Source organism: Spirochaetota bacterium (assembly GCA_017999915.1).
GTDB lineage: Bacteria > Spirochaetota > UBA4802 > UBA4802 > UBA5550 > RBG-16-49-21.
The window spans coordinates 216,287-235,292 of record JAGNKX010000005.1; the positions used below are offsets into that span (position 1 = coordinate 216,287).

Here is a 19,006-nt window from a genome sequence, read left to right on the forward strand (position 1 = left end):
CCGATTGTTACAGAAGCGCGGAAACCCCCGATCCGCCGCCTGCATGGGATCGCGACGGGTTTCCGCGTATTCTCCCGATCCGCCCTCCATCACCGCCCCGTGAACGCGTTACAATCACCGGAATCGAATCTGTGCTAAAACCGTCGATCATTTACAATTTATAATACTTGTTGACGGATCGTATTGGCTTTGGTGTAGAATACTTGTTATTCTGATCATATGTATATCGGCGATCTATCCTGATATTCATGGAGGCTCCCATGGGCGGATTCAAGGAATACGACAAATACGACGGTCTCGGCCTTGCCGATCTGGTGAAAAAGAAAAAGGTATCGCCGAAGGAATTATGCGAGGAAGCGATTTCCCGAATCGAGAAGCTCAATCCCGCTGTCAACGCGGTCATCCACCCCATGTTCGACATAGCGCGAAAAACGGCCCAGGGCCCCCTCCCCAACGGTCCCTTCAGGGGAGTTCCCTTCCTTCTTAAAGACCTCATCGCCTGCTACGCCGGCGTTCCCACATCGTGCGGCTCCCGCGCCTACCGCAACTTCGTGCCCGATTACGACACGGAGCTGGTGCGCCGCTTCAAGAGCGCGGGTTTCGTCATAGCGGGGAAGACCAATACCCCGGAGCTGGGCCTGAAGGGCATAACCGATCCGGAGCTCTTCGGCCACTCCCGCAATCCCTGGAACAGGGAGCGCATCACCGGCGGCTCCAGCGGCGGATCCGCCGCGGCGGTGGCGTCGGGCATGGTGCCCCTCGCCGCGGGAGGCGACGGCGGCGGCTCCATCAGGATCCCCTCGTCCTGCTGCGGCATTTTCGGTCTCAAGCCGACACGGGGCCGCAACCCCGTCGGTCCGGGCAGCGGCGAGGGATGGCAGGGCGCCACAGTCGAGCATGTTATTACTCGTTCAGTGCGGGACAGCGCCGCCGCGCTCGATTTCACCAACGGCGCCCGTGCAGGGTCCCGATGCGTCATAGGGCCGCCCGAGCGTCCTTATATGAAGGAAATCCAGACCAAGCCGGGGAAATTGAAAATAGCCTTCAACGTTAATTCGCCCCTTGAGGGCGGCAACGTACATCCCGAATGCGTCAAGGCCGTTACCGATGCGGCGGCTCTCCTTGAAAAACTGGGACATCACGTGGAAGAGGCGAAACCCGCTATTGACGGTATGGCCCTGGCCCGTTCATATATCACCATGTACTACGGCGAAACCGCGGCGGACATCACTGCCAGCGAAAAGGCCCTGGGAAGAAAACCGCGCTCCGGCGATTTCGAGATCACCACGTGGATACTGGGAATCCTAGGCAGATTATACTCAGCGGAGGATTTCGTCATGGCCATCAGGCAATGGGACGTCTTCGCCCACGAGATGGGGCTCTTCCATGAGCGGTTCGACCTCTACCTGACCCCGACGATCGCATACCCTCCCTTCGGCGTGGACGACCTGAAGCCGAAGGCCTTTGACCGGGCAGGCATGAGAATAATCAACACCCTGAAACTGGGAGGCATCTTAAAGAAAAGCGGCATGGCCGAAGCCATCGCCCTTCTGAACCTGGAGAAAACGCCCTTCACACAGCTGGCCAACCTGACAGGCCAGCCCGCCATGTCTGTGCCGCTCCACTGGACCCCGGACGGCCTGCCGGTGGGAGTGCAGTTCATCGCGCCCTTCGGCGACGAGGCCACGCTCTTCCGCCTGGCTGCCCAGCTGGAAAAGGCCCGGCCCTGGTTCGATAAGCGGCCGCCCATGGCCCGATAGTTATCGGTTGTACCGATAACTATCGGGAAACAAATTCCACCATCAATATCTTAACATCCATTCACCGATAACTATCGGTATCGATGGCCGGCTCCCGGGCGGCTTATCGCCCCGGTCCCGAACACCATCCCGGCCCCGGGGACGGGATCATTATTAATACACGGCTACAATGCTTTACTTGACAAAAAAATAGTGCTAGTGAATAAATTCATCATGAACACTCAAGTGACGCAAACGGCGGCAAAAGACAAGAAAAGCATCCGCACAAAGGAAAAAATTATGCGGGCTGCCCGGAAGGTATTCTCCGAGCACCCTTACCACACGGCCAGCATGCGCATGATAGGCAAAGAGGCGCAGATAGAACACCCGCTGATCAACTATTACTTCCCCAACAAGGCGGTGCTCTTCGAAACCATAGTCGAGGACCTGTGCGAGAGTTTTGCTCAACGCACGGCGGAATGGCTCGACGAGGTATCCAGGGCCCGGAGTATCGCGGAAGGCTTCATGAGGCACATCGACCTGATGATCGATTATAACACCGTCAATCCGGAGACGATAAGGATCCTGGCGATGAACCTGACCCAGGCCGACAACATATCCCTCATTCCCGGGTATCAGCGGTTCCCCGAGCTCATCGACCGGATACGCAAGATCTTCGTTGAAAAGATCTCGCCCGCGGGACCGGAATCGGAAATCAGCATGTTAATGAACAGCTTCAACTTCCTGGCCATTTCCTTCCTCGGATCCAGTACCTGCATTGCACAGATCCAGGGCATGGAAGCCGGCGGCAAGGAATATCGTGAATGGGTCAAGAACACCCTCGGCTTCATCTTCCTGCCGCGATTGAGGGAAATTATCGTTCCCGACACGGCTGAAGGCAACGCGCGCAGAAAGAAGTCTCCCAAATAAGGAACCATTACCATGACAATAAACCATCACCTGCGAATCATCCTGGCCGTCGCGGCAATCATCTCGTTCCCTCTCACCGCGTCCCGGGCCGTGGGTGCGGGAAATGATTTTGTCAAGGACGCAAAAGCCATATACCGGGTGGCCGCGTGCGGGGCCGGGGAAATCCCGTCCAGCATCAGCGCTGCGACGGTCAACACGCACTGCTCGCGGATGGAGCAGAACGTAACGAGCTATCGCGCCAACTTCATCAAGAAGGCAGGGCCCTTCTTTTCCCAGACTGTCCCTTCGGGCGTGCCGGGCACCATAGTCGTTCCCTTCGGCGGCGGCGACCTCCTGCCGGCGCTGGTGGTATACCCGGGCGCCTCGGAGATAACGACCATCTCCCTGGAGAGCGCCGGGGACCCGCGGCGCCTGATGAAAGCCTCGCCGGGGCAGCTTGTCCAGGCATTAAACATGTACCGTTCCAACGTGGGTTACATGCTCCTCACGAATGACAGCTCCAACGAAAGCGTGCGCAACCTGGACCGGGGCGCCATCCCCAACCAGCTCGCCTTTTCCCTGACCGCGCTGGCCATTCTCGGCTATGAGCCGATGTCGCTGAAATATTTCCGCATCGAAAACGACGGGTCCCTTCATTATCTCTCCGCCGAGGAGATAGCCGCCATGGAACAATCGAAGGGGCAGCGACTCAAGGGAACCTGGATCGACACGGACTTTTCCGTGGCCTTCCGCAACATGGAGCTGGCCTTCCGGAAAAAGGGCGGCGGACGCACCATCATACACCGCCATATCGCCTTCAACCTGGACAACGGCCACTTCCAGGACTCTCCGCTGCGGAAGCACCTGGAAAAGAAAGGCAGGATTTCCGTAATGGTAAAAGGAGCGAGCTATCTCCTGTGGTTCCTTAATTTTTCTTCCATACGCGACTACCTGCTCAAGCATATGGCCTATTGCGTGTCAGATTCAACCGGCATCCTGCCGAAGCACGCTTCGGCAGCCGGCTTCAAGCAGACCACCTACGGATCTTTTTCCGGGGCCTTCCTGGAAAACGAGGGTGGAAGCGGCGCGGCCGAGCTTCGCAATCTCTTCAAATCACAGCCGGCACGGCAGCTTGATTTCCGGTTCGGCTATTCCGATGTGCACAAATTGAACCATTTGATCATAACGACCCCGAGGTAAGGGCAGCTCCTGTTGCATCAATGCCTAATCACGCGAACACGGGGCCGTGCATCGATTGCGCGAAAGAGTACATCATATCTAAGAAAAAGATTTTTCTTCATTGACAAAAAATACCCCCTTTTTTAGCGTTCAATAAGATCACAGAATAGCAACAAGCTGCTGTTTTACAAAATCTGCTACCGTGAATGGCTGTCTTACCCCCAGCAGATGCACGGAAGTTAACATTTAGCGTTCTTTATAGCTTCGAATTGTATTGTTCTTTTAGATAGATAAGCTGCCGTCACATAGCTCTGGCATTTGTAACAATTATAAATGTTCAGTATACCTAACTATAGTGGAGACGTACATGAGCGCTACAACTCACGAACATGATAATCATACACTGGCCGGAAGGCTTAAACAGGCCACCGGCGTCGCCGCCACCCGCTGCTACCAGTGCGGCAAATGCACCGCAGGCTGCCCCATGGCGGAGGAGATGGATTACACGCCGAGCCATATCCTGAGGCTCCTCCAGGTAAACCTTGATGGTTTCGAAGACAGGGTGCTCAAGGCCTATTCACCCTGGGTGTGCCTCACCTGCGAGATGTGCTACGCCCGGTGCCCCCAGGAGGTAGACATCCCCAAGATGATGGATTTTCTCCGCGCTGAATCGGTGCGACTAAAAAAGGTCAATCCCCGGGCGAAGGATTTCGTGTCGCTGCACAAAACGTTCCTCGACTCGATACATTACGTCGGAAGGCTCTACGAGGTGGGCCTCATCGCCGGGTACAAGGCGCGTTCCTGGCACCTGCTCCAGGACGTGCTCATGGCGCCAAGGCTCTACTTCAAGGGCAAGCTGAAGCTCTTTCCCCACCTCATCAAGAACAGAAAAAACATTTCGCAAATCTTTAAGAAAGCGGGCAAGGCCCGCATGGAGGCGGCCAAATGACAAAGATCGCATATTATCCGGGCTGTTCCCTCCTCGGATCTTCACGGGAATACGACGAATCGCTGCGCGCCATCGCCGGGCCTATGGGGTTTGACCTCGTTCAGGTGCCCGACTGGAACTGCTGCGGCGCCTCATCGGCCCATACCCTCAACCACGAGCTGTCGCTGGCCCTGCCGGCGCGGATCCTGGCCCTTGCAGAGACCCTGGGTGTCGAGGAGATGCTGGTTCCCTGCGCGGCCTGTTACAGCCGCCTCGTTACCGCCCATCACGACCTCGCGGAAAGCACCGAAATGCGGGAAAGAATCGTCGAGATCATCGGCATGCCCTACAAGGGCACCGTCAGGCCGCTGAACATCCTGGAGTTCCTGGATCAGCACTCTGACGCCTTTAAAGACAAGATCAAGGCCCCCTTCGATAAGGACCTGGCCTGTTACTACGGCTGCCTCCTGGTTCGTCCGCCCAAGATCACCAAGTTCGACCGCCCCGAGGACCCGCGCACCATGGACAACCTCGTTGAATTGATAGGGGCGAAGGCCCTTGACTGGGACTTCAAGGTCGAATGCTGCGGAGCGAGCCATTCAATATCCAAGACCGACCTGGTCGGAAAGCTTTCGGCGAAGATAATCGGCAACGCCGTGAAAAAAGGGGCACAGGCCATTGTCGTGGCCTGTCCCATGTGCCAGTCCAATCTGGACATGCGGCGCAGCTTCATCAACAAGGCCGCCGGACAGAACTATACCATACCGATCATCTTCATCACCCAGGCCATCGGCCTGGCCATGGGCCTGGGCGAAAAGGAGCTGGGCCTGCACCGCCATATCGTCAAGGTAAGGTACCCGGAAAAGGTGCGGGTTGAAGCGCCGGCCAAGCCTAAAGTCGCGGCCGCGGCGGCTGCCCCTGCCGCGCAATCAGAGCAGACGGAGGAAGCGTAAATGTCACGAATCGGTGTTTTCATTTGTCATTGCGGTGAGAATATAAGCGCGACAGTGGACTGCGCCAGGGTCGCAGAAACCCTGTCCCATGTGCCCGGCGTCGTCCACAGCGTGGATTACAAATACATGTGCTCGGACCCGGGCCAGAACATGATCAAGGAAGCCATCAAGGAGAAAAAGCTCGACGGAGTGGTCGTAAGCGCCTGCTCGCCCCACATGCACGAGCCAACCTTCCGGCGTGCCTGCGCCGAGGCGGGATTGAACCCGTTCCTGTGCGAGATGGCCAACCTCCGGGAGCACTGCTCCTGGGTCCATGAAAAGAACGAAGCCACGACCGTCAAGGCCATCGACCTGGTCCGGAAGATGGTGGAGAAGGTCAAGAAGAACCAGCCCCTCTATTCCATCAAGGTGCCGGTCACCAAGACGGCACTCGTCATCGGCGGCGGCATCGCCGGCATCCAGGCGGCGCTGGACATCGCCAACGCCGGCCACAAGGTGGTCATGGTCGAGCGCTCACCGTCGATCGGCGGCCACATGTCCCAGCTCTCCGAGACCTTCCCGACCCTGGACTGCTCCCAGTGCATCCTGACGCCGCGGATGGTCGAGGTGGCTCAGCATCCGAACATCACCCTCCACACCTATTCCGAGGTCGAGAGCATGGAGGGTTTCATCGGCAATTTTAAAGTGAAGATACGCAAGAAGGCTCGCTGCATCGACGAGAAGCTCTGCACCGGCTGCGGCCTCTGCACGACGAAATGCCCCACCAAGAAGATACCGAGCGAATTCAACGAGGGCCTGGGAATGCGGTCCGCCATATATGTCCCCTTTCCCCAGGCGGTTCCGAACAAGCCCGTCATCGACAAGACCCAGTGCACCTTTTTCCTGAAGGGAAAATGCAAGGTCTGCGAAAAGGTGTGCCCCACCAAGGCGATCCGCTACGACCAGGAGGACCAGATCCTCGACGTGGAAATCGGCGCCATCGTGCTGGCCACCGGCTTCAACGTCCTCGGCACCGATTACTTCCCCGAATACGGGTACGGCAAATATAAAGATGTCATCAATGGCCTGCAGTTCGAGCGTATCGCGTCCGCATCCGGCCCGACCTCCGGGGCGATGAAGCGGCCGTCCGACGGGAAAGAGCCGGAAACCATCGTGTTCGTGGCCTGCGCCGGCTCCCGGGACGAGGCCAAGGGCCTCCCCTACTGCTCGAAGATATGCTGCATGTACACGGCGAAGCACGCCATGCTCTACAAGCACAAGGTGCATCACGGCAACGCCTACGTCTTCTACATGGACATCCGCTCCGGCGGCAAGATGTACGATGAGTTCGTGCGCCGCGCGATAGAAGAAGACGACGTAAAATATATCCGCGGCCGCGTTTCCAAGATATACGAGGAAGACGGCAAGCTCATCGTGATGGGCGCGGACACGCTCCTGGGCCACACGCCGGTCGAGATCAAGGCCGATCTGGTGGTCCTGGCCACCGCCGGGGTCGCCAACGACGGCGCCGAAGAGCTGGCGCAGAAGCTCCACGTGAGCTACGACCCGTACCATTTCTTCGCCGAGGCGCACCCGAAGCTGCGGCCGGTGGAGACCAACACCGCGGGCATCTTCCTGACCGGCGCCTGCCAGGCGCCCCGGGACATTCCCGAAACCGTCGCCCAGTCGTCCGGCGCGGCGAGCAAGGTGGCCGCGTTGTTCTCCCAGGACGAGCTGACCAGGGAACCGATCATCGCGGTCGTAAACCGCACCGCGCCGCCGCTCTACTCGACCTGCACCGGCTGCGCCCTCTGCGTGCCGGCGTGCCCGTACCAGGCGATCGAGATGGAAGAGATCAAGAACAGGGACGGCAAGGTCGTCAAGCGCGCCGCGAAAGTCAACCCGGGCCTCTGCCAGGGCTGCGGCACCTGCGTCGCCCTCTGCCGGGTGAAAGCGATAGACATCCAGGGTTTCAGCAACGAGCAGATTTTCGCGGAGCTGATGGCATTGTAACTGAAAGCGCGGCATTTATGCCGCGCATCAAATAGCAGATTCCTCCCCCTCGATGGGGGAGGTTAGGTGGGGGTGAAAATGGTTATCCACCCTCCCCCGGCCCCTCCCATCAAGGGAGGGGGGATTCGTGAAAGAATCAATGAACGGAGTACTACCATGGCCGATTTCGAACCGAAAGTAATAGCCTTTGTCTGCAACTGGTGCACCTACACGGGCGCCGACCTGACCGGCACGAGCCGCATCAAGCACGCCTCCAACGTGAGGATCATCCGCCTGCCGTGCACCGGCCGGATCGACTTCATGCTCCTGATGAAGGCCTTCGCCAAGGGCGCAGACGGCATCATCGTGTCAGGGTGCCATCCCAACGACTGCCACTACACATCGGGCAACTTCCACGCCCGGCGCCGGTGGATCGTGTACCGGTCCCTCCTCAATTTCATGGGCGTCGACACCCGGAGGATCATCTTCTCCTGGGTCTCCGCGGCCGAGGGAGCGAAGTGGGCCGAGGTCGTCAACAACGCGGTAAAGGAATTCAGGGCCCTGGGGCCCTATGAAGAATACAAGGATCTCGCCCCGATCCGCTCGAGCTGGAGGAGTGAACATGCAGGATAAGATAAGACAGAAAGCCAAGGAACTGCTCTCGAGCGGCGCCGTGAAAATGGTCATCGGCTACGGCGAAGGCAGCGGCAAGCGGGTGCGCGCCCTCTTCATACAGAAGCCGGAAGACGCCGACAAGCTCATCATGGACGAGCGCTGCGTCCAGAACCTGGCCGTATACCTCACCAAGCACGAGGTGCGCGCCGCGGGCAAGCCCGCCATCGTGGCGCGGATGCACGTTATCTGGTCCATCAACCAGCTCGCCTACGAGGAGCAGTTCAGGGACGGCGATATCGCCGTAATCGGCATATCCGAAAACAACGAGCTCGTGGACCTGCCGGACCTCAAATCCATAAAAGATTACGCGGATAAAAATCCCCTGGTCCTCACCGCCGAGGAGCAGGCCGAGGTCGACAAGCTGGATAAAATGACCCGCGAGGAGCGGTGGAAGTACTGGCTCGACGAGCTTTCGAACTGCATCAAGTGCTACGCCTGCCGGGCCAGCTGCCCCATGTGCTATTGCCAGCGCTGCACCGTGGAGGTGAACCAGCCGCAATGGATCAGCGTCCCCTCCCATGAGCTCGGCAACGTTGAGTGGCACATCATGCGCGCCATGCACCTCGCCGGCCGCTGCGTCAACTGCGGGGAATGCACCCGGGCCTGCCCGGTGAAGATACCCTTAAGGCTCCTGAACCAGAGAATCATCGCGGACATAGCCGCCAATTTCGGCCAGGAAGGGGAGTACGCCCTCGCCGCGTTTAAACCGAACGATAAAGAAGACTTCATCAGGTAGAAGGCCATGACAGATAAAAAAATACTGAAGAAAAGCTCCCTCGACGAGCTGTTCAAAAAGCTGAAATCAGGCGGGAAGCGCGTCATCGCGCCCGTGGACAAAGGCGGGAAGATCCTCTTCCAGGAGGTCGATTCCGCGGCTGCCATGGCCCCGGACTACGTGCAGACGACCATGTCCGCCAAGGACGTCATCCTGCCCCGGTGCGAGGAGATGATGCGTTTCACGACCGGCCAGGGCACCGTTTCCATGGAAAAGGCGCCGGACATGCCGCCTCCCTCGGTGGTTTTCGGCGTGCGCCCCTGCGACGCGCGGAGCATCGCCGTGCTGAACGCGGTATACCTGAAGGACTACAACGACGCGCTGTTTAAATCGAAGATCGACAACACCACCGTCGTCGGGATCAGCTGCGCGAAATGCGACGAGTATTGCTTCTGCACATCGGTCAACGGCACTCCGGGCGACACCGAGGGGAGCGACATCCTCCTCACCGAGGTCGACGGCGGCAATTATCTCGCTGAAATAATAACCAACAAAGGCAAGGCCCTGGCGGATTCGGCGCCGGAGCTCTTCACGGCCGCCGGGAGCGAGGACAAGGGCAAACACCTGGCCGATGTAAAGGTCCAGTTCGACGTCAAGGCCCTGGAGAAAAAGCTCCCCGGCGTCTTCGACGCCGAGGTCTGGATAACACAGTCCCTCCGCTGCATCGGCTGCGGGACCTGCAGCTACGTGTGCCCGGCCTGCACCTGCTTCGACATCCAGGACGAGACGGACGCAAGCAAGGGCATCCGCTTCCGCTGCTGGGACTCCTGCGGCTTCGGGCAGTTCACCCTGCACACCTCCGGGCACAACCCCCGGGAGGTCCAGAGCCAGCGGTGGCGCCAGCGTATCATGCACAAGTTCTCCTACCAGCCGGACCAGCTCCAGGTCACGGGCTGCGTCGGGTGCGGCCGCTGCTCGCGCGCCTGCCCGGTGGACATGAACATACTGCAACACATCAAAGACATACTTGAGGTCCGGTAATGGAAGAGAAAAACGTATATCAACCCTATCTCATGCGTGTAGCCGCCATCATCGACGAAACGCCGGACGTCAAGACCTTCCGCCTCGAGTTCATCAACGAGGAAGAGGGTAAAAACTTCAAGTTCAAGGCCGGCCAGTTCGGGGAATACTCCGTGTTCGGCGAGGGTGAGAGCACCTTCTGCATCGCCTCCTCGCCCACCCGCGAGGGATATATCGAATGCACCTTCAGGAAGATGGGTCGGGTCACCAAGGCCCTGGCGTCCAGGGAGATCGGCGACACCGTCGGCTTCCGCGGCCCCTACGGCAACACCTTCCCCATCGACCAGTGGAAGGGGAAAAGCCTTCTCTTCGTCACGGGCGGCATCGCCCTGCCCCCGCTCCGCTGCGTCATCTGGAACTCCCTGGACCTGCGCGACAACTTCAAGGACATCACCATCGTGTACGGCGCCCGGTCGGTCAACGACCTGGTGTACAAGCATGAGCTCGAGGAATGGGGCAAGCGCGGCGACGTGAAGCTCATCACCACGGTCGACCCCGGCGGGGAGACCAAGGAGTGGAAGGGCGAGGTCGGATTCGTGCCCACGGTCCTCGAAAAGGCGGCGCCGTCCAGCGCCAACACCATCGCGCTCCTGTGCGGCCCCCCCATCATGATAAAGCTCACCATGCCGGTCCTGACCAAGCTCGGATTCACGCCGGACAACATCTTCACCACCCTTGAGAACAGGATGAAGTGCGGCATCGGCAAGTGCGGCCGCTGCAACGTGGGCAAATACTTCGTGTGCAAGGACGGCCCGGTCTTCACCTTCTCCCAGGTAACCCAGCTGCCGCCGGAGTATTAAAAAAAGCGCTTAAACACTGGTTTGTACAGATTAAGGCAGGTCAAGACCTGCCTTAATTGTTATAAAATGCTATCCCATTCCCCGTTTGTTCCATATGCATGTAACTCCGAACGGGCAATATTGCGCGCCGCCCTGCCGGCCGGGAATGGACAGGCACTCGCCACACAAGGGCGCGTGGCGGAAAATTTCCAGGCCTTTGTTCATTATTTTTCCCGATGACATGATCCGTAATTGGTGCATATAAAACGCATCGTGTTCCGTTTAGCTTGCCCGTGAGAGAAGGTAAATTCCTGGTTTGTCAAAATAAATCATTGACTCGACCGCTGTTATGTGAACTATTCCGGTATCCAGACCGACTGTTGCGAGGTAGAGCTATGAGATTACGGATCGCTTCCATCCAGATGATTTCTGAAAATAACGACATCATGGGCAACAGGGTCAGGGCGATGCGGCTTATCGGGCAGGCCATAAAAAAGAAGGCACGCTTGATCCTGTTGCCAGAATTCGCACTGAACGGGTACACGTACACCGATGACATCTGGAAAACGGCTGAGCCCCTCGACGGCCCGACCGCGCGCTTGATGAAAGATATTAGCAAAAAACATAGGGTTTATATCGGCACCTGTATCCTGGAAAAGGCGGTCAATGAATTTTATGACACCTTCATTCTCGTTGGTCCGGGGAAAGACGAATTCTGGAGCCACCGGAAAATAGAGCCTGCTACGTACGAGGCGTTTTTCTTCAGGGGCGGCGGCGTAATTCCAGGGGTATTTGATACGCCGCTGGGTCGCATCGGCGTTGCCATCTGCTTCGACACTTCCAAAACCCACACGTTGAAGTCCCTGGCGGACGGCAGGCCGGACCTTGTGCTTATACCCTTCTCATGCCCGGGCCTTCCGACGATTCTCCCTGCCGGCAGCAGGAAGAACTGGGACAAACTCTTTATCCGCATCCCCTTCGCGTACGCCGAATACCTGGGCGTGCCAGTGATCACCTCAAATAAAACGGGCGGATTTATCAGCACCCTCCCCCTGACCCGTTTCATCAGGGCGCGGATGCCATTCATTGATGTATCTCAGATCGTCGACCGCGACGGCACTCTCCTTGCCCGGGCGGAATCGGGAGAACAGGTTCTTGTCAGCGACATCGAGATCAGGCCTGATTCATTCCGCGGGCTACACAGGGCAATCCCGGCCGGCCGATGGCTCATGCCATACACGTTCGTCACGAAGTTAACGACTGAACTCAGTTATATCCTGGGCAGGGTCCGTTACACTCTTCGCAAAAAATTTTAAGACCCCTATCCAGCGCTTTTTCTGTTAGGGAGGCCTCATTTGAGAGGATGCCGGCGCCGATGCTTCGACAGGCCCGGCACAAATACAATGAAATGATCCCCTTTTATTTCCCCAGGGAGTGGCTTATTCCAGGATGGTCATTGATCCCGTTTCAGCTTGAATCGCCTCTGGCGCACGGCAAGAACGCGCCGGGGAACCAGGCCCGGAAAATGATTTGACCGCCGCAAGCATCCGTGATACAGACTTCATTAAATAATCACATCAGGCAGAGGTGGCATTATGGCATTCTTCTCACGGGCCGCGCAGCGCGACCGAGGCAGAACATTGCGCGTGTATCAAAAGATGTCGCGCTTCCCCCTGGGAAAGCGCCTGTATAGCCGCATGGTCGGCTTCTACGCTCCCTATACATCGACCATCGGAGCTCATGTCGAGGAACTGCGCCCCGGCTACTGCGCCCTTATCGTGAAGGACCGAAGAAAGGTGCGCAACCACCTGCGCACCGTTCACGCCGCCGCGCTGTGCAACCTGTGCGAGACGACCATGGGTCTCCTGGCTGATGTCACCATTCCTCCCCGGCTGCGCTGGATCCCTGCGGAGATGGACATTCAGTATCTGAAAAAAGCGAGGGGCGCCCTGCGCGCCGAAGGCAGTCTGGGAACGGAGGGACCCTATCCGGACAAAATTCCCATAACGGTGGAAGTCACGGACCGGGGCGGAGACGCGGTGGCGCGGGCGGTCATCACGATCCTCGCAACCGAATATACCGCCGGAGCCCGCTGAAGGGGCCGCATCCGGCCGGTATCGCCATTGCCCCGGGGAAGGAAGAGGCTTTAACAAGCAGCATGAACATCGAAAACTAAAAAAAATCGCAATTCAACGACAGGGGGGGACCATCCCATGATAAAAATAGTGTTTCTGACGCTTTTGAGCCTTGTCACTGCATTCGTTTCCTGCACAAAGATACAGGGGGCGATAGAATCCACGGGAGAAGCCCTGGGCACCTGGACCCTGACGCCGGACAAATGCATGACCGGCAACCGGGAAAGAATCGTAGGGGCTGCACTCTACACCGAAAAAGACCCGAATGTAAGCGTGCGAATAGCCAGGGACATGCGGAACCAGCTGCTGATCACCGTCGCCATCCCTTCCACGTGCAAAAAGGACGGCACCTGTCAGGCCCTTCTCATCGACAAAAGCAGGTGCTCCGTGTTATCAGGGGACGTCAGGTTGACCAATGTCATGACGCCTGACGATTTTCATCATGCCGACGGGTCCCTGTCAATGGACTGCGCCGTGAATATCGGCGCGAAAAAAAGCAGGATAAAGGGCGAAGTACGGTTCGCCAACTGCAACTAGCGGTAACAGATGACGGCGGCAAACGGAGAGCAACAAATGCTATTTTTAAAGAAGCGGATAAATTTTAATTGACTTTTAAAATTTCCCCGCTGAAATACCCATTCATCTATGGAGGCGATAATGACAATTCAGGAACTCATCACAACAGTGAAGGGTGCTTTATTAACAAAAAATGTAAATCTCAATCGCGAGGTCAATGGCGGATGCGGAGCAGACCTGATGAGCGATGTCTTGGCTTCTATTCAACCCCACGCAGTCCTTTTAACCGGCCTGTGCAATCCGCAGATTGTCCGAACCGCGCAGGTGGCTGATATTACGGCAATAGTTCTGGTACGCGGGAAAACACCTCCCAAGGAAACGGTTGAGCTCGCCAATCAGGAAAATATTCCTCTTATATCTTCCCCTTTCGGAATGTTCGAATTATGCGGCCGGCTGTATAAAGCCGGTCTGCCCAGCTTTGAAAATGACATAATATAACGCACAAGATTTTTTATGAATAAAACCCGCAAAGACAACAGCGATACAGCTATAACAAAAAAAATAACCGACAGAGCAGCAGGCGCCATCTCAAGAGTTGAAGAGCTGGCTTACGAGATCAAGGTCGAAGAGGTAATGAGGCGCGACGTAAAAACGGTAAGTCCGGAGATGCGTCTTCTGGACGTACTCGATTTTTTCCGCGAAATACGAATATCCGGCGCGCCGGTAGTTTCGGACAACAAACTCATAGGGATTATAAGCATCGAAGACCTGATCCGTTCACTCAGGACTGGGGACATGGAGGCTCCCGTATCCAGATATTCAAGCGCAGAGGTCATCACGGTAAAATCTTATGATCCGGTGGTCGAAGCGCTCAAAATATTCAGGCGGACATCGGTAGGCAGGCTGCCAGTTCTGGACGAATCTGGCAAACTGGTCGGCATTCTTACAAAAGCCAACATTACGAGCGGCATTCTCAAAACGCTTGAATCCGATTATCAGGCCGAAGAAATGAGACGCTACAGGGCCAGCCATCTTTTCGAGGATATCGTGTCTGACCGCACGGGCCTTGTCCTCAGATACAACATAAAACCGCGGGACTTCATCAACGGCGGCGCAGCTTCAAGCTACATTAAACGCGCCCTTGCGAGACTCGGCGAAAATCCCCAGATCGCCAGACGCTGCGCCATTGCCATTTATGAAGCGGAAATGAACCTTATTATTCACACTACAAACGGCGGAACAATCATGGTGGAAATAGAGCCGCACGTGATCTCCATAATCACGACGGATGACGGCCCGGGAATTCAGGATATTGAACAGGCAAAACAGGCGGGATTCTCAACCGCTACGGAAGAAGTCCGGGAAATGGGCTTCGGCGCGGGCATGGGACTCAAGAACATAGAGCGCTGTGTGGACGAGATATCGCTGGAATCAACCGTTGGGAAAGGCACCAGGCTGGAGTTAAAGATCAATCTCCAGGCAAAGGATTCATTCAGGGAAAACCGCCCTGGCGATGGTAATTGAAACGGGCCGTACCCTGCGAATTTCGTGAGAAACACATTCATGCACACCTAACGGACCTGAGGCCGCGAGCCGGATCGGCCGGTCCTTAATTTCCTTGACATCCCCCATCGGTCCGCCCAAGGTTGGCCCATGAACAAGATGCCGGTCCTCTTCATCGGCCACGGCTCGCCGATGAACATCGTCATGGACAATGAATTCACCCGGAGCCTCGCGAAACTCGGCCGGGAGCTGCCGCGGCCGAAATCGATCATGGTCATCTCCGCCCACTGGCTTGCCAAGGCGACCCTGGTCACGGCCATGAAAAACCCGGAGCAGTTATACGATTTTATAGGTTTTCCCCCGGAGCTCTACCAGGTGCGATACCCCTGCCCCGGCGCCCCCGAGGACGCGGAGAAGGTCACACGGGTGACGAAATACATGGTCAACTCTTCCATGGAATGGGGCCTCGACCACGCCTCCTGGGCGGTGCTGAAGCACATGTATCCTGATGCGGACATCCCGGTTTTCGAGATGAGTCTGAACGACGCGATGGAGCCTCGTTATCATTTTGACATGGGCCGCCGCCTCGGGCCCCTGCGCCGCGAGGGGATACTGATCATCGGCAGCGGCAACATCGTCCACAACCTGCAGCGCATGGATTACGACATGGAGGCCGAGCCCTATGACTGGGCCGTGGAGATCGACGAAAAAATCAAGACATTGCTGGTCGAGGGAAACCATGGAAAGCTGGTCAATTACCATGAGATGGGCAGGAACATGGGCCTGGCAGCGCCCTATAGCGGCGATCACTACCTCCCAATGCTCTATACCCTGGGTCTCCAGGAACAGGACGATGAGATAGCCTTCACCCATGAAGGTTTTCAGAACGGGACGATTTCGATGCGGTGTTTTAAAATCGGGTAGTTGGTCAGATAGTTATCGGTACCCGGCTGATAGTTATCGGTACCCGGCCGATAGTTATCGGTGCCCTGACCGATAGTTATCGGTGCCCGTCCGATTGTTATCGGTGCCCTGACCGATAGTTATCGGTGCCCTGACCGATAGTTATCGGTGCCCGGCTGATAGTTATCGGTACCCGGCCGATAGTTATCGGTGCCCGTCCGATTGTTATCGGTGCCCTGACCGATTGTTATCGGTGCCCTGACCGATAGTTATCGGTGCCCTGACCGATAGTTATCGGTGCCCTGACCGATAGTTATCGGTGCCCTGACCGATAGTTATCGGTATATAAATTTGAATTCGGTGTTTCAGGGTTGGGTAGCCAAGTGATCAACCAGAGGTATAAACCCCTGATTATAACACCTCTTCCGGGACACAGGCCTGAATAGCGCCGATCAAACCTTCTCTGCTCCATGGCTTCTTGACCACTTCGGATACACCGGCTTCCGTCTTTGCCCTTCTGATGGCGGCCTCATCGGCCTGGCCCGTGATCATTATGGACTTGATGCCGGGATGCCGTTCCCTCACCTTTATAAGAAATTCATCACCTTTCAGTCCCGGCATAAGCCAGTCTGTAATTATCAGTATCACATCCACCCCTTCCGCGACGAGCTCATCGATTATCTTCATTGCCTCGTAGGCATCCATGGCGCTCTCATAGAGAAAGCGGTTTCCGAAATAATTTGCCAACTCCTGCTTCAGGGAAAGCAGAATGATCATTTCATCGTCAACGCACATTATCGCTTTTCTATTCATTGTACCGTCTCAATCGGAATTATTTTCCTATCGCAACATCACGTCGGATCACCCGTTGCCGGGGACCCACGCGCCATCTACTCTTCACCCCGCTTCAGCAGCACGGTGAACCTGGTCCTGCCGGGCACACTGTCAAATTCGATTATCCCATTGTGGGTTTCAACGATTTTTTTGCAGATATCAAGGCCGAGGCCCATTCCTTCGCCATACTTTTTAGTCGTAAAGAAGGGCTCGAAAATCCTATCCTGTATCTCGGAAGGAATGCCGTGGCCCGAGTCGATTATGGACACCGATACCAGGTCATCCGCATCCTTTGTCTCTATTTCGATGGTCCCCTGCCAGTTCATGGCATGAAAAGCATTATTAAGCAGATTTATCCAGAGCTGGTTTAATTTATCGCGGTTACCGATGACCGGGCTGTTCGTCAGGTAATTCTTTTGAACGGTAATGCCATGCTTTATCTTGTTATTAAACAGGGTAAGGATGGTGTCGATCTCGCTGGCTACATGAACGCTGGCAAAATCGACAGCTTCGTCCTGCTTGAGATAATTCTGCAGTGCCCTGACCACGTTGGCCGCCTTTTCGGATGCCACGGAGATAATCTCCCCCAGCCGCCTGATGGCCGAAAGCATCTCAACGGCGGACAGGATCTCCCCTCTCTTTCCGACAAGGAGCAGTTCTCCCAGTTTTTCCTTCAGGCCGTACGCGCCCATATCTGTAATGCGCTTTGCCGTTGAATCAGGATCCGGGATTCCCGAGTTTCGAAGAATATCCTCGATATCCTTTACCAGTTTTCTGTCGGGCAGCGAATCGATACGCGCCGCCTGTGCCAGGCTTTCATCGAGAAGCGCAAAGAACACGCGCAATTCCCTCTCGCTGAACTCCGGCAGGACATGGGCTCCTTCAGGCATCTTCTTCTGGATGATATCCACCATCGAGCGGATCGACGATGTAATCGCACCAAGGGGCGTGTTCAGCTCATGGGCAATGCCCGCCGCAAACTGTCCCAGGGCGGCCAGCTTCTCCGACTGCACCAGCTGGGACTGGGTTGTATTCAATTCATTGAGTGTCTTCTCGAGGTCATGGTTCGTCCTGACGAGGGTATCATTCATCCGCTCAAGCTCCTCGGTCCTCTCTGCGACCTTGCTCTCCAGCTCGATGCTCAGGGCGCGGTATTTCGATTCGCTCTCCCGCAGTATCGCCTCTATAGCCCGGCGCCGCGAGGCCTCCCGCCTCAGGATCCCGATCCATACGCCGGATATTACCAGCAGCATGACAAGAAGTCCGATCGCCCAGTAAAAGGTTTCCCTCAGCATCTGTTCCCGTGTCTGGAAAACAACTTCCTTGGGCTCCCAGGCGGAATATATGCGGCCCATGGTTCCGTCGGCCTTCAATGACCTGAGAGCGGAATTGATTTCCGCCAGGAGCGAAGCGTTGCCTTTTCGGACGGCCACGGCCGATGGCAATTCCGCAACCGACTCCCCAACATGACGAACTTGCGGGATATGATTTTTCGCGATGATATATGTTCCTATCCAGTAATCGGCGATAACAGCTTCCAGTTTCCCGTCTTTTAGCATGCGGAATCCCTCAAGGTAATCGTCCATGAGATATGCCTTGATCAGGGGCTCCGCTTCCACTATCTTTTGATTCAGTCCGCCGGCGCGAACACCGACGCTGGATCCCCGCAGGTCGGATAGTTTTGCAACGCCTATCGTCCCGGAACGGACAAATATCGAATATCGTGAATTGTAAACCTCGTCGGAGAAGTCAAAAGTTCTTTTACGGGATTCATTTATGCTCATCTGCCCGATGGCATCCGCCTTTCCCTGAACCACCATCAACAGGGCCTTGTCCCATTCCATCAGGCGTATATCGGCGGGCCGCTTCATGCGCCGGGCCAGGGCGCGCATAATGTCAACTATCAATCCCTTCGGTTCGCCCTTCTCCAGGTATGTCAGGGGGGGATAATCGGCATCGCCGACAAATACGACCGGTTCGGCACCGGCGGCGCCCGCGGCGGCGATCAGCATTACCATGCATGCGAGGATCACCTCTTGCACACCTTGTTGTATGACAGCCCGCTTCAGCTGTCTCGGGTTAAGATCATTAACATCGCCATCGATAACCTGAACATTGCTGCCGAGAGACATTCGACCTCCCATGAAGATAAGGAAGATTCAACAGTCACCATCAGAGGCGTTGGTT

18 protein-coding genes are annotated in these 19,006 nt (G+C 56.5%); 16 read left to right on the plus strand and 2 right to left on the minus strand.

The window, feature by feature from the left end; genetic code table 11:
* Window positions 1-260: 260 nt before the first annotated feature.
* The 16 genes from KA369_09590 to ygiD all read left to right on the plus strand — a co-directional run bounded on the left by KA369_09590 (window position 261) and on the right by ygiD (window position 16,006).
* Window positions 261-1,760, plus strand: coding sequence for an amidase (locus KA369_09590; protein ID MBP7736211.1), 1,500 nt, complete (start codon window positions 261-263; stop codon window positions 1,758-1,760).
* A 213-nt stretch (window positions 1,761-1,973) separates the two neighbouring features.
* The gene (locus KA369_09595) at window positions 1,974-2,669 is read left to right on the plus strand and encodes a TetR/AcrR family transcriptional regulator (GenBank protein MBP7736212.1); all 696 of its coding nucleotides are present in this window, start codon (window positions 1,974-1,976) and stop codon (window positions 2,667-2,669) included.
* Window positions 2,670-2,681: 12 nt separating this feature from the next.
* Entirely contained in the window at window positions 2,682-3,848 is a 1,167-nt protein-coding gene (locus tag KA369_09600; GenBank protein ID MBP7736213.1) for a hypothetical protein, read from the plus strand.
* Between the two features lie 346 nt (window positions 3,849-4,194).
* Window positions 4,195-4,776 (plus strand): 4Fe-4S dicluster domain-containing protein, encoded by a 582-nt coding sequence (locus KA369_09605; GenBank protein ID MBP7736214.1) that lies wholly within the window; start codon window positions 4,195-4,197, stop codon window positions 4,774-4,776.
* Window positions 4,773-5,708, plus strand: coding sequence for a CoB--CoM heterodisulfide reductase iron-sulfur subunit B family protein (locus KA369_09610; protein ID MBP7736215.1), 936 nt, complete (start codon window positions 4,773-4,775; stop codon window positions 5,706-5,708). Before KA369_09605 ends, KA369_09610 begins: the two co-directional genes overlap by 4 nt.
* A complete protein-coding gene (locus KA369_09615; GenBank protein ID MBP7736216.1) occupies window positions 5,709-7,700 on the plus strand; it encodes a CoB--CoM heterodisulfide reductase iron-sulfur subunit A family protein in 1,992 nt (663 codons plus the stop codon). It abuts the gene before it with no gap.
* Between the two features lie 156 nt (window positions 7,701-7,856).
* Window positions 7,857-8,312 (plus strand): hydrogenase iron-sulfur subunit, encoded by a 456-nt coding sequence (locus KA369_09620; GenBank protein MBP7736217.1) that lies wholly within the window; start codon window positions 7,857-7,859, stop codon window positions 8,310-8,312.
* Window positions 8,302-9,090: a 4Fe-4S dicluster domain-containing protein gene (locus KA369_09625; GenBank protein ID MBP7736218.1), complete on the plus strand. Its 789-nt coding sequence runs from the start codon at window positions 8,302-8,304 to the stop codon at window positions 9,088-9,090. Before KA369_09620 ends, KA369_09625 begins: the two co-directional genes overlap by 11 nt.
* 6 nt (window positions 9,091-9,096) lie before the next feature.
* A complete protein-coding gene (locus KA369_09630; GenBank protein ID MBP7736219.1) occupies window positions 9,097-10,110 on the plus strand; it encodes a 4Fe-4S dicluster domain-containing protein in 1,014 nt (337 codons plus the stop codon).
* The gene (locus KA369_09635; GenBank protein MBP7736220.1) at window positions 10,110-10,949 is read left to right on the plus strand and encodes an FAD/NAD(P)-binding protein; all 840 of its coding nucleotides are present in this window, start codon (window positions 10,110-10,112) and stop codon (window positions 10,947-10,949) included. The genes KA369_09630 and KA369_09635 overlap by 1 nt, the downstream gene beginning before the upstream one ends.
* Before the next feature lie 374 nt (window positions 10,950-11,323).
* Window positions 11,324-12,244: a carbon-nitrogen hydrolase family protein gene (locus tag KA369_09640; GenBank protein ID MBP7736221.1), complete on the plus strand. Its 921-nt coding sequence runs from the start codon at window positions 11,324-11,326 to the stop codon at window positions 12,242-12,244.
* 279 nt (window positions 12,245-12,523) lie between these two features.
* Window positions 12,524-13,024, plus strand: coding sequence for a DUF4442 domain-containing protein (locus tag KA369_09645; protein ID MBP7736222.1), 501 nt, complete (start codon window positions 12,524-12,526; stop codon window positions 13,022-13,024).
* A 117-nt stretch (window positions 13,025-13,141) separates the two neighbouring features.
* Window positions 13,142-13,600 (plus strand): hypothetical protein, encoded by a 459-nt coding sequence (locus KA369_09650; protein ID MBP7736223.1) that lies wholly within the window; start codon window positions 13,142-13,144, stop codon window positions 13,598-13,600.
* Between the two features lie 120 nt (window positions 13,601-13,720).
* Complete coding sequence (locus tag KA369_09655) at window positions 13,721-14,077, plus strand: hypothetical protein (GenBank protein MBP7736224.1); 357 nt, start codon at window positions 13,721-13,723, stop codon at window positions 14,075-14,077.
* 15 nt (window positions 14,078-14,092) lie between these two features.
* Window positions 14,093-15,103, plus strand: coding sequence for a CBS domain-containing protein (locus KA369_09660; GenBank protein MBP7736225.1), 1,011 nt, complete (start codon window positions 14,093-14,095; stop codon window positions 15,101-15,103).
* 129 nt (window positions 15,104-15,232) lie between these two features.
* A complete protein-coding gene (gene ygiD, locus KA369_09665) occupies window positions 15,233-16,006 on the plus strand; it encodes a 4,5-DOPA dioxygenase extradiol (protein ID MBP7736226.1) in 774 nt (257 codons plus the stop codon).
* 390 nt (window positions 16,007-16,396) lie between these two features.
* Here ygiD and KA369_09670 read toward each other — a convergent pair whose 3' ends face one another.
* Together KA369_09670 and KA369_09675 are read right to left on the minus strand one after the other, a co-directional pair.
* On the minus strand, window positions 16,397-16,798 hold the full coding sequence (locus KA369_09670) for a response regulator (protein ID MBP7736227.1): 402 nt from the start codon (window positions 16,796-16,798) through the stop codon (window positions 16,397-16,399).
* Between the two features lie 77 nt (window positions 16,799-16,875).
* Window positions 16,876-18,951: a transporter substrate-binding domain-containing protein gene (locus KA369_09675; GenBank protein MBP7736228.1), complete on the minus strand. Its 2,076-nt coding sequence runs from the start codon at window positions 18,949-18,951 to the stop codon at window positions 16,876-16,878.
* Window positions 18,952-19,006 lie beyond the last annotated feature (55 nt).

Coding starts and splice junctions, on each gene's coding strand:
- KA369_09590 (MBP7736211.1), top strand. CDS start 261: ATGGGCGGATTCAAGGAATACGACAAATACGACGGTCTCGGCCTTGCC.
- KA369_09595 (MBP7736212.1), top strand. CDS start 1,974: ATGAACACTCAAGTGACGCAAACGGCGGCAAAAGACAAGAAAAGCATC.
- KA369_09600 (MBP7736213.1), top strand. CDS start 2,682: ATGACAATAAACCATCACCTGCGAATCATCCTGGCCGTCGCGGCAATC.
- KA369_09605 (MBP7736214.1), top strand. CDS start 4,195: ATGAGCGCTACAACTCACGAACATGATAATCATACACTGGCCGGAAGG.
- KA369_09610 (MBP7736215.1), top strand. CDS start 4,773: ATGACAAAGATCGCATATTATCCGGGCTGTTCCCTCCTCGGATCTTCA.
- KA369_09615 (MBP7736216.1), top strand. CDS start 5,709: ATGTCACGAATCGGTGTTTTCATTTGTCATTGCGGTGAGAATATAAGC.
- KA369_09620 (MBP7736217.1), top strand. CDS start 7,857: ATGGCCGATTTCGAACCGAAAGTAATAGCCTTTGTCTGCAACTGGTGC.
- KA369_09625 (MBP7736218.1), top strand. CDS start 8,302: ATGCAGGATAAGATAAGACAGAAAGCCAAGGAACTGCTCTCGAGCGGC.
- KA369_09630 (MBP7736219.1), top strand. CDS start 9,097: ATGACAGATAAAAAAATACTGAAGAAAAGCTCCCTCGACGAGCTGTTC.
- KA369_09635 (MBP7736220.1), top strand. CDS start 10,110: ATGGAAGAGAAAAACGTATATCAACCCTATCTCATGCGTGTAGCCGCC.
- KA369_09640 (MBP7736221.1), top strand. CDS start 11,324: ATGAGATTACGGATCGCTTCCATCCAGATGATTTCTGAAAATAACGAC.
- KA369_09645 (MBP7736222.1), top strand. CDS start 12,524: ATGGCATTCTTCTCACGGGCCGCGCAGCGCGACCGAGGCAGAACATTG.
- KA369_09650 (MBP7736223.1), top strand. CDS start 13,142: ATGATAAAAATAGTGTTTCTGACGCTTTTGAGCCTTGTCACTGCATTC.
- KA369_09655 (MBP7736224.1), top strand. CDS start 13,721: ATGACAATTCAGGAACTCATCACAACAGTGAAGGGTGCTTTATTAACA.
- KA369_09660 (MBP7736225.1), top strand. CDS start 14,093: ATGAATAAAACCCGCAAAGACAACAGCGATACAGCTATAACAAAAAAA.
- ygiD (MBP7736226.1), top strand. CDS start 15,233: ATGAACAAGATGCCGGTCCTCTTCATCGGCCACGGCTCGCCGATGAAC.
- KA369_09670 (MBP7736227.1), bottom strand. CDS start 16,798: ATGAATAGAAAAGCGATAATGTGCGTTGACGATGAAATGATCATTCTG.
- KA369_09675 (MBP7736228.1), bottom strand. CDS start 18,951: ATGTCTCTCGGCAGCAATGTTCAGGTTATCGATGGCGATGTTAATGAT.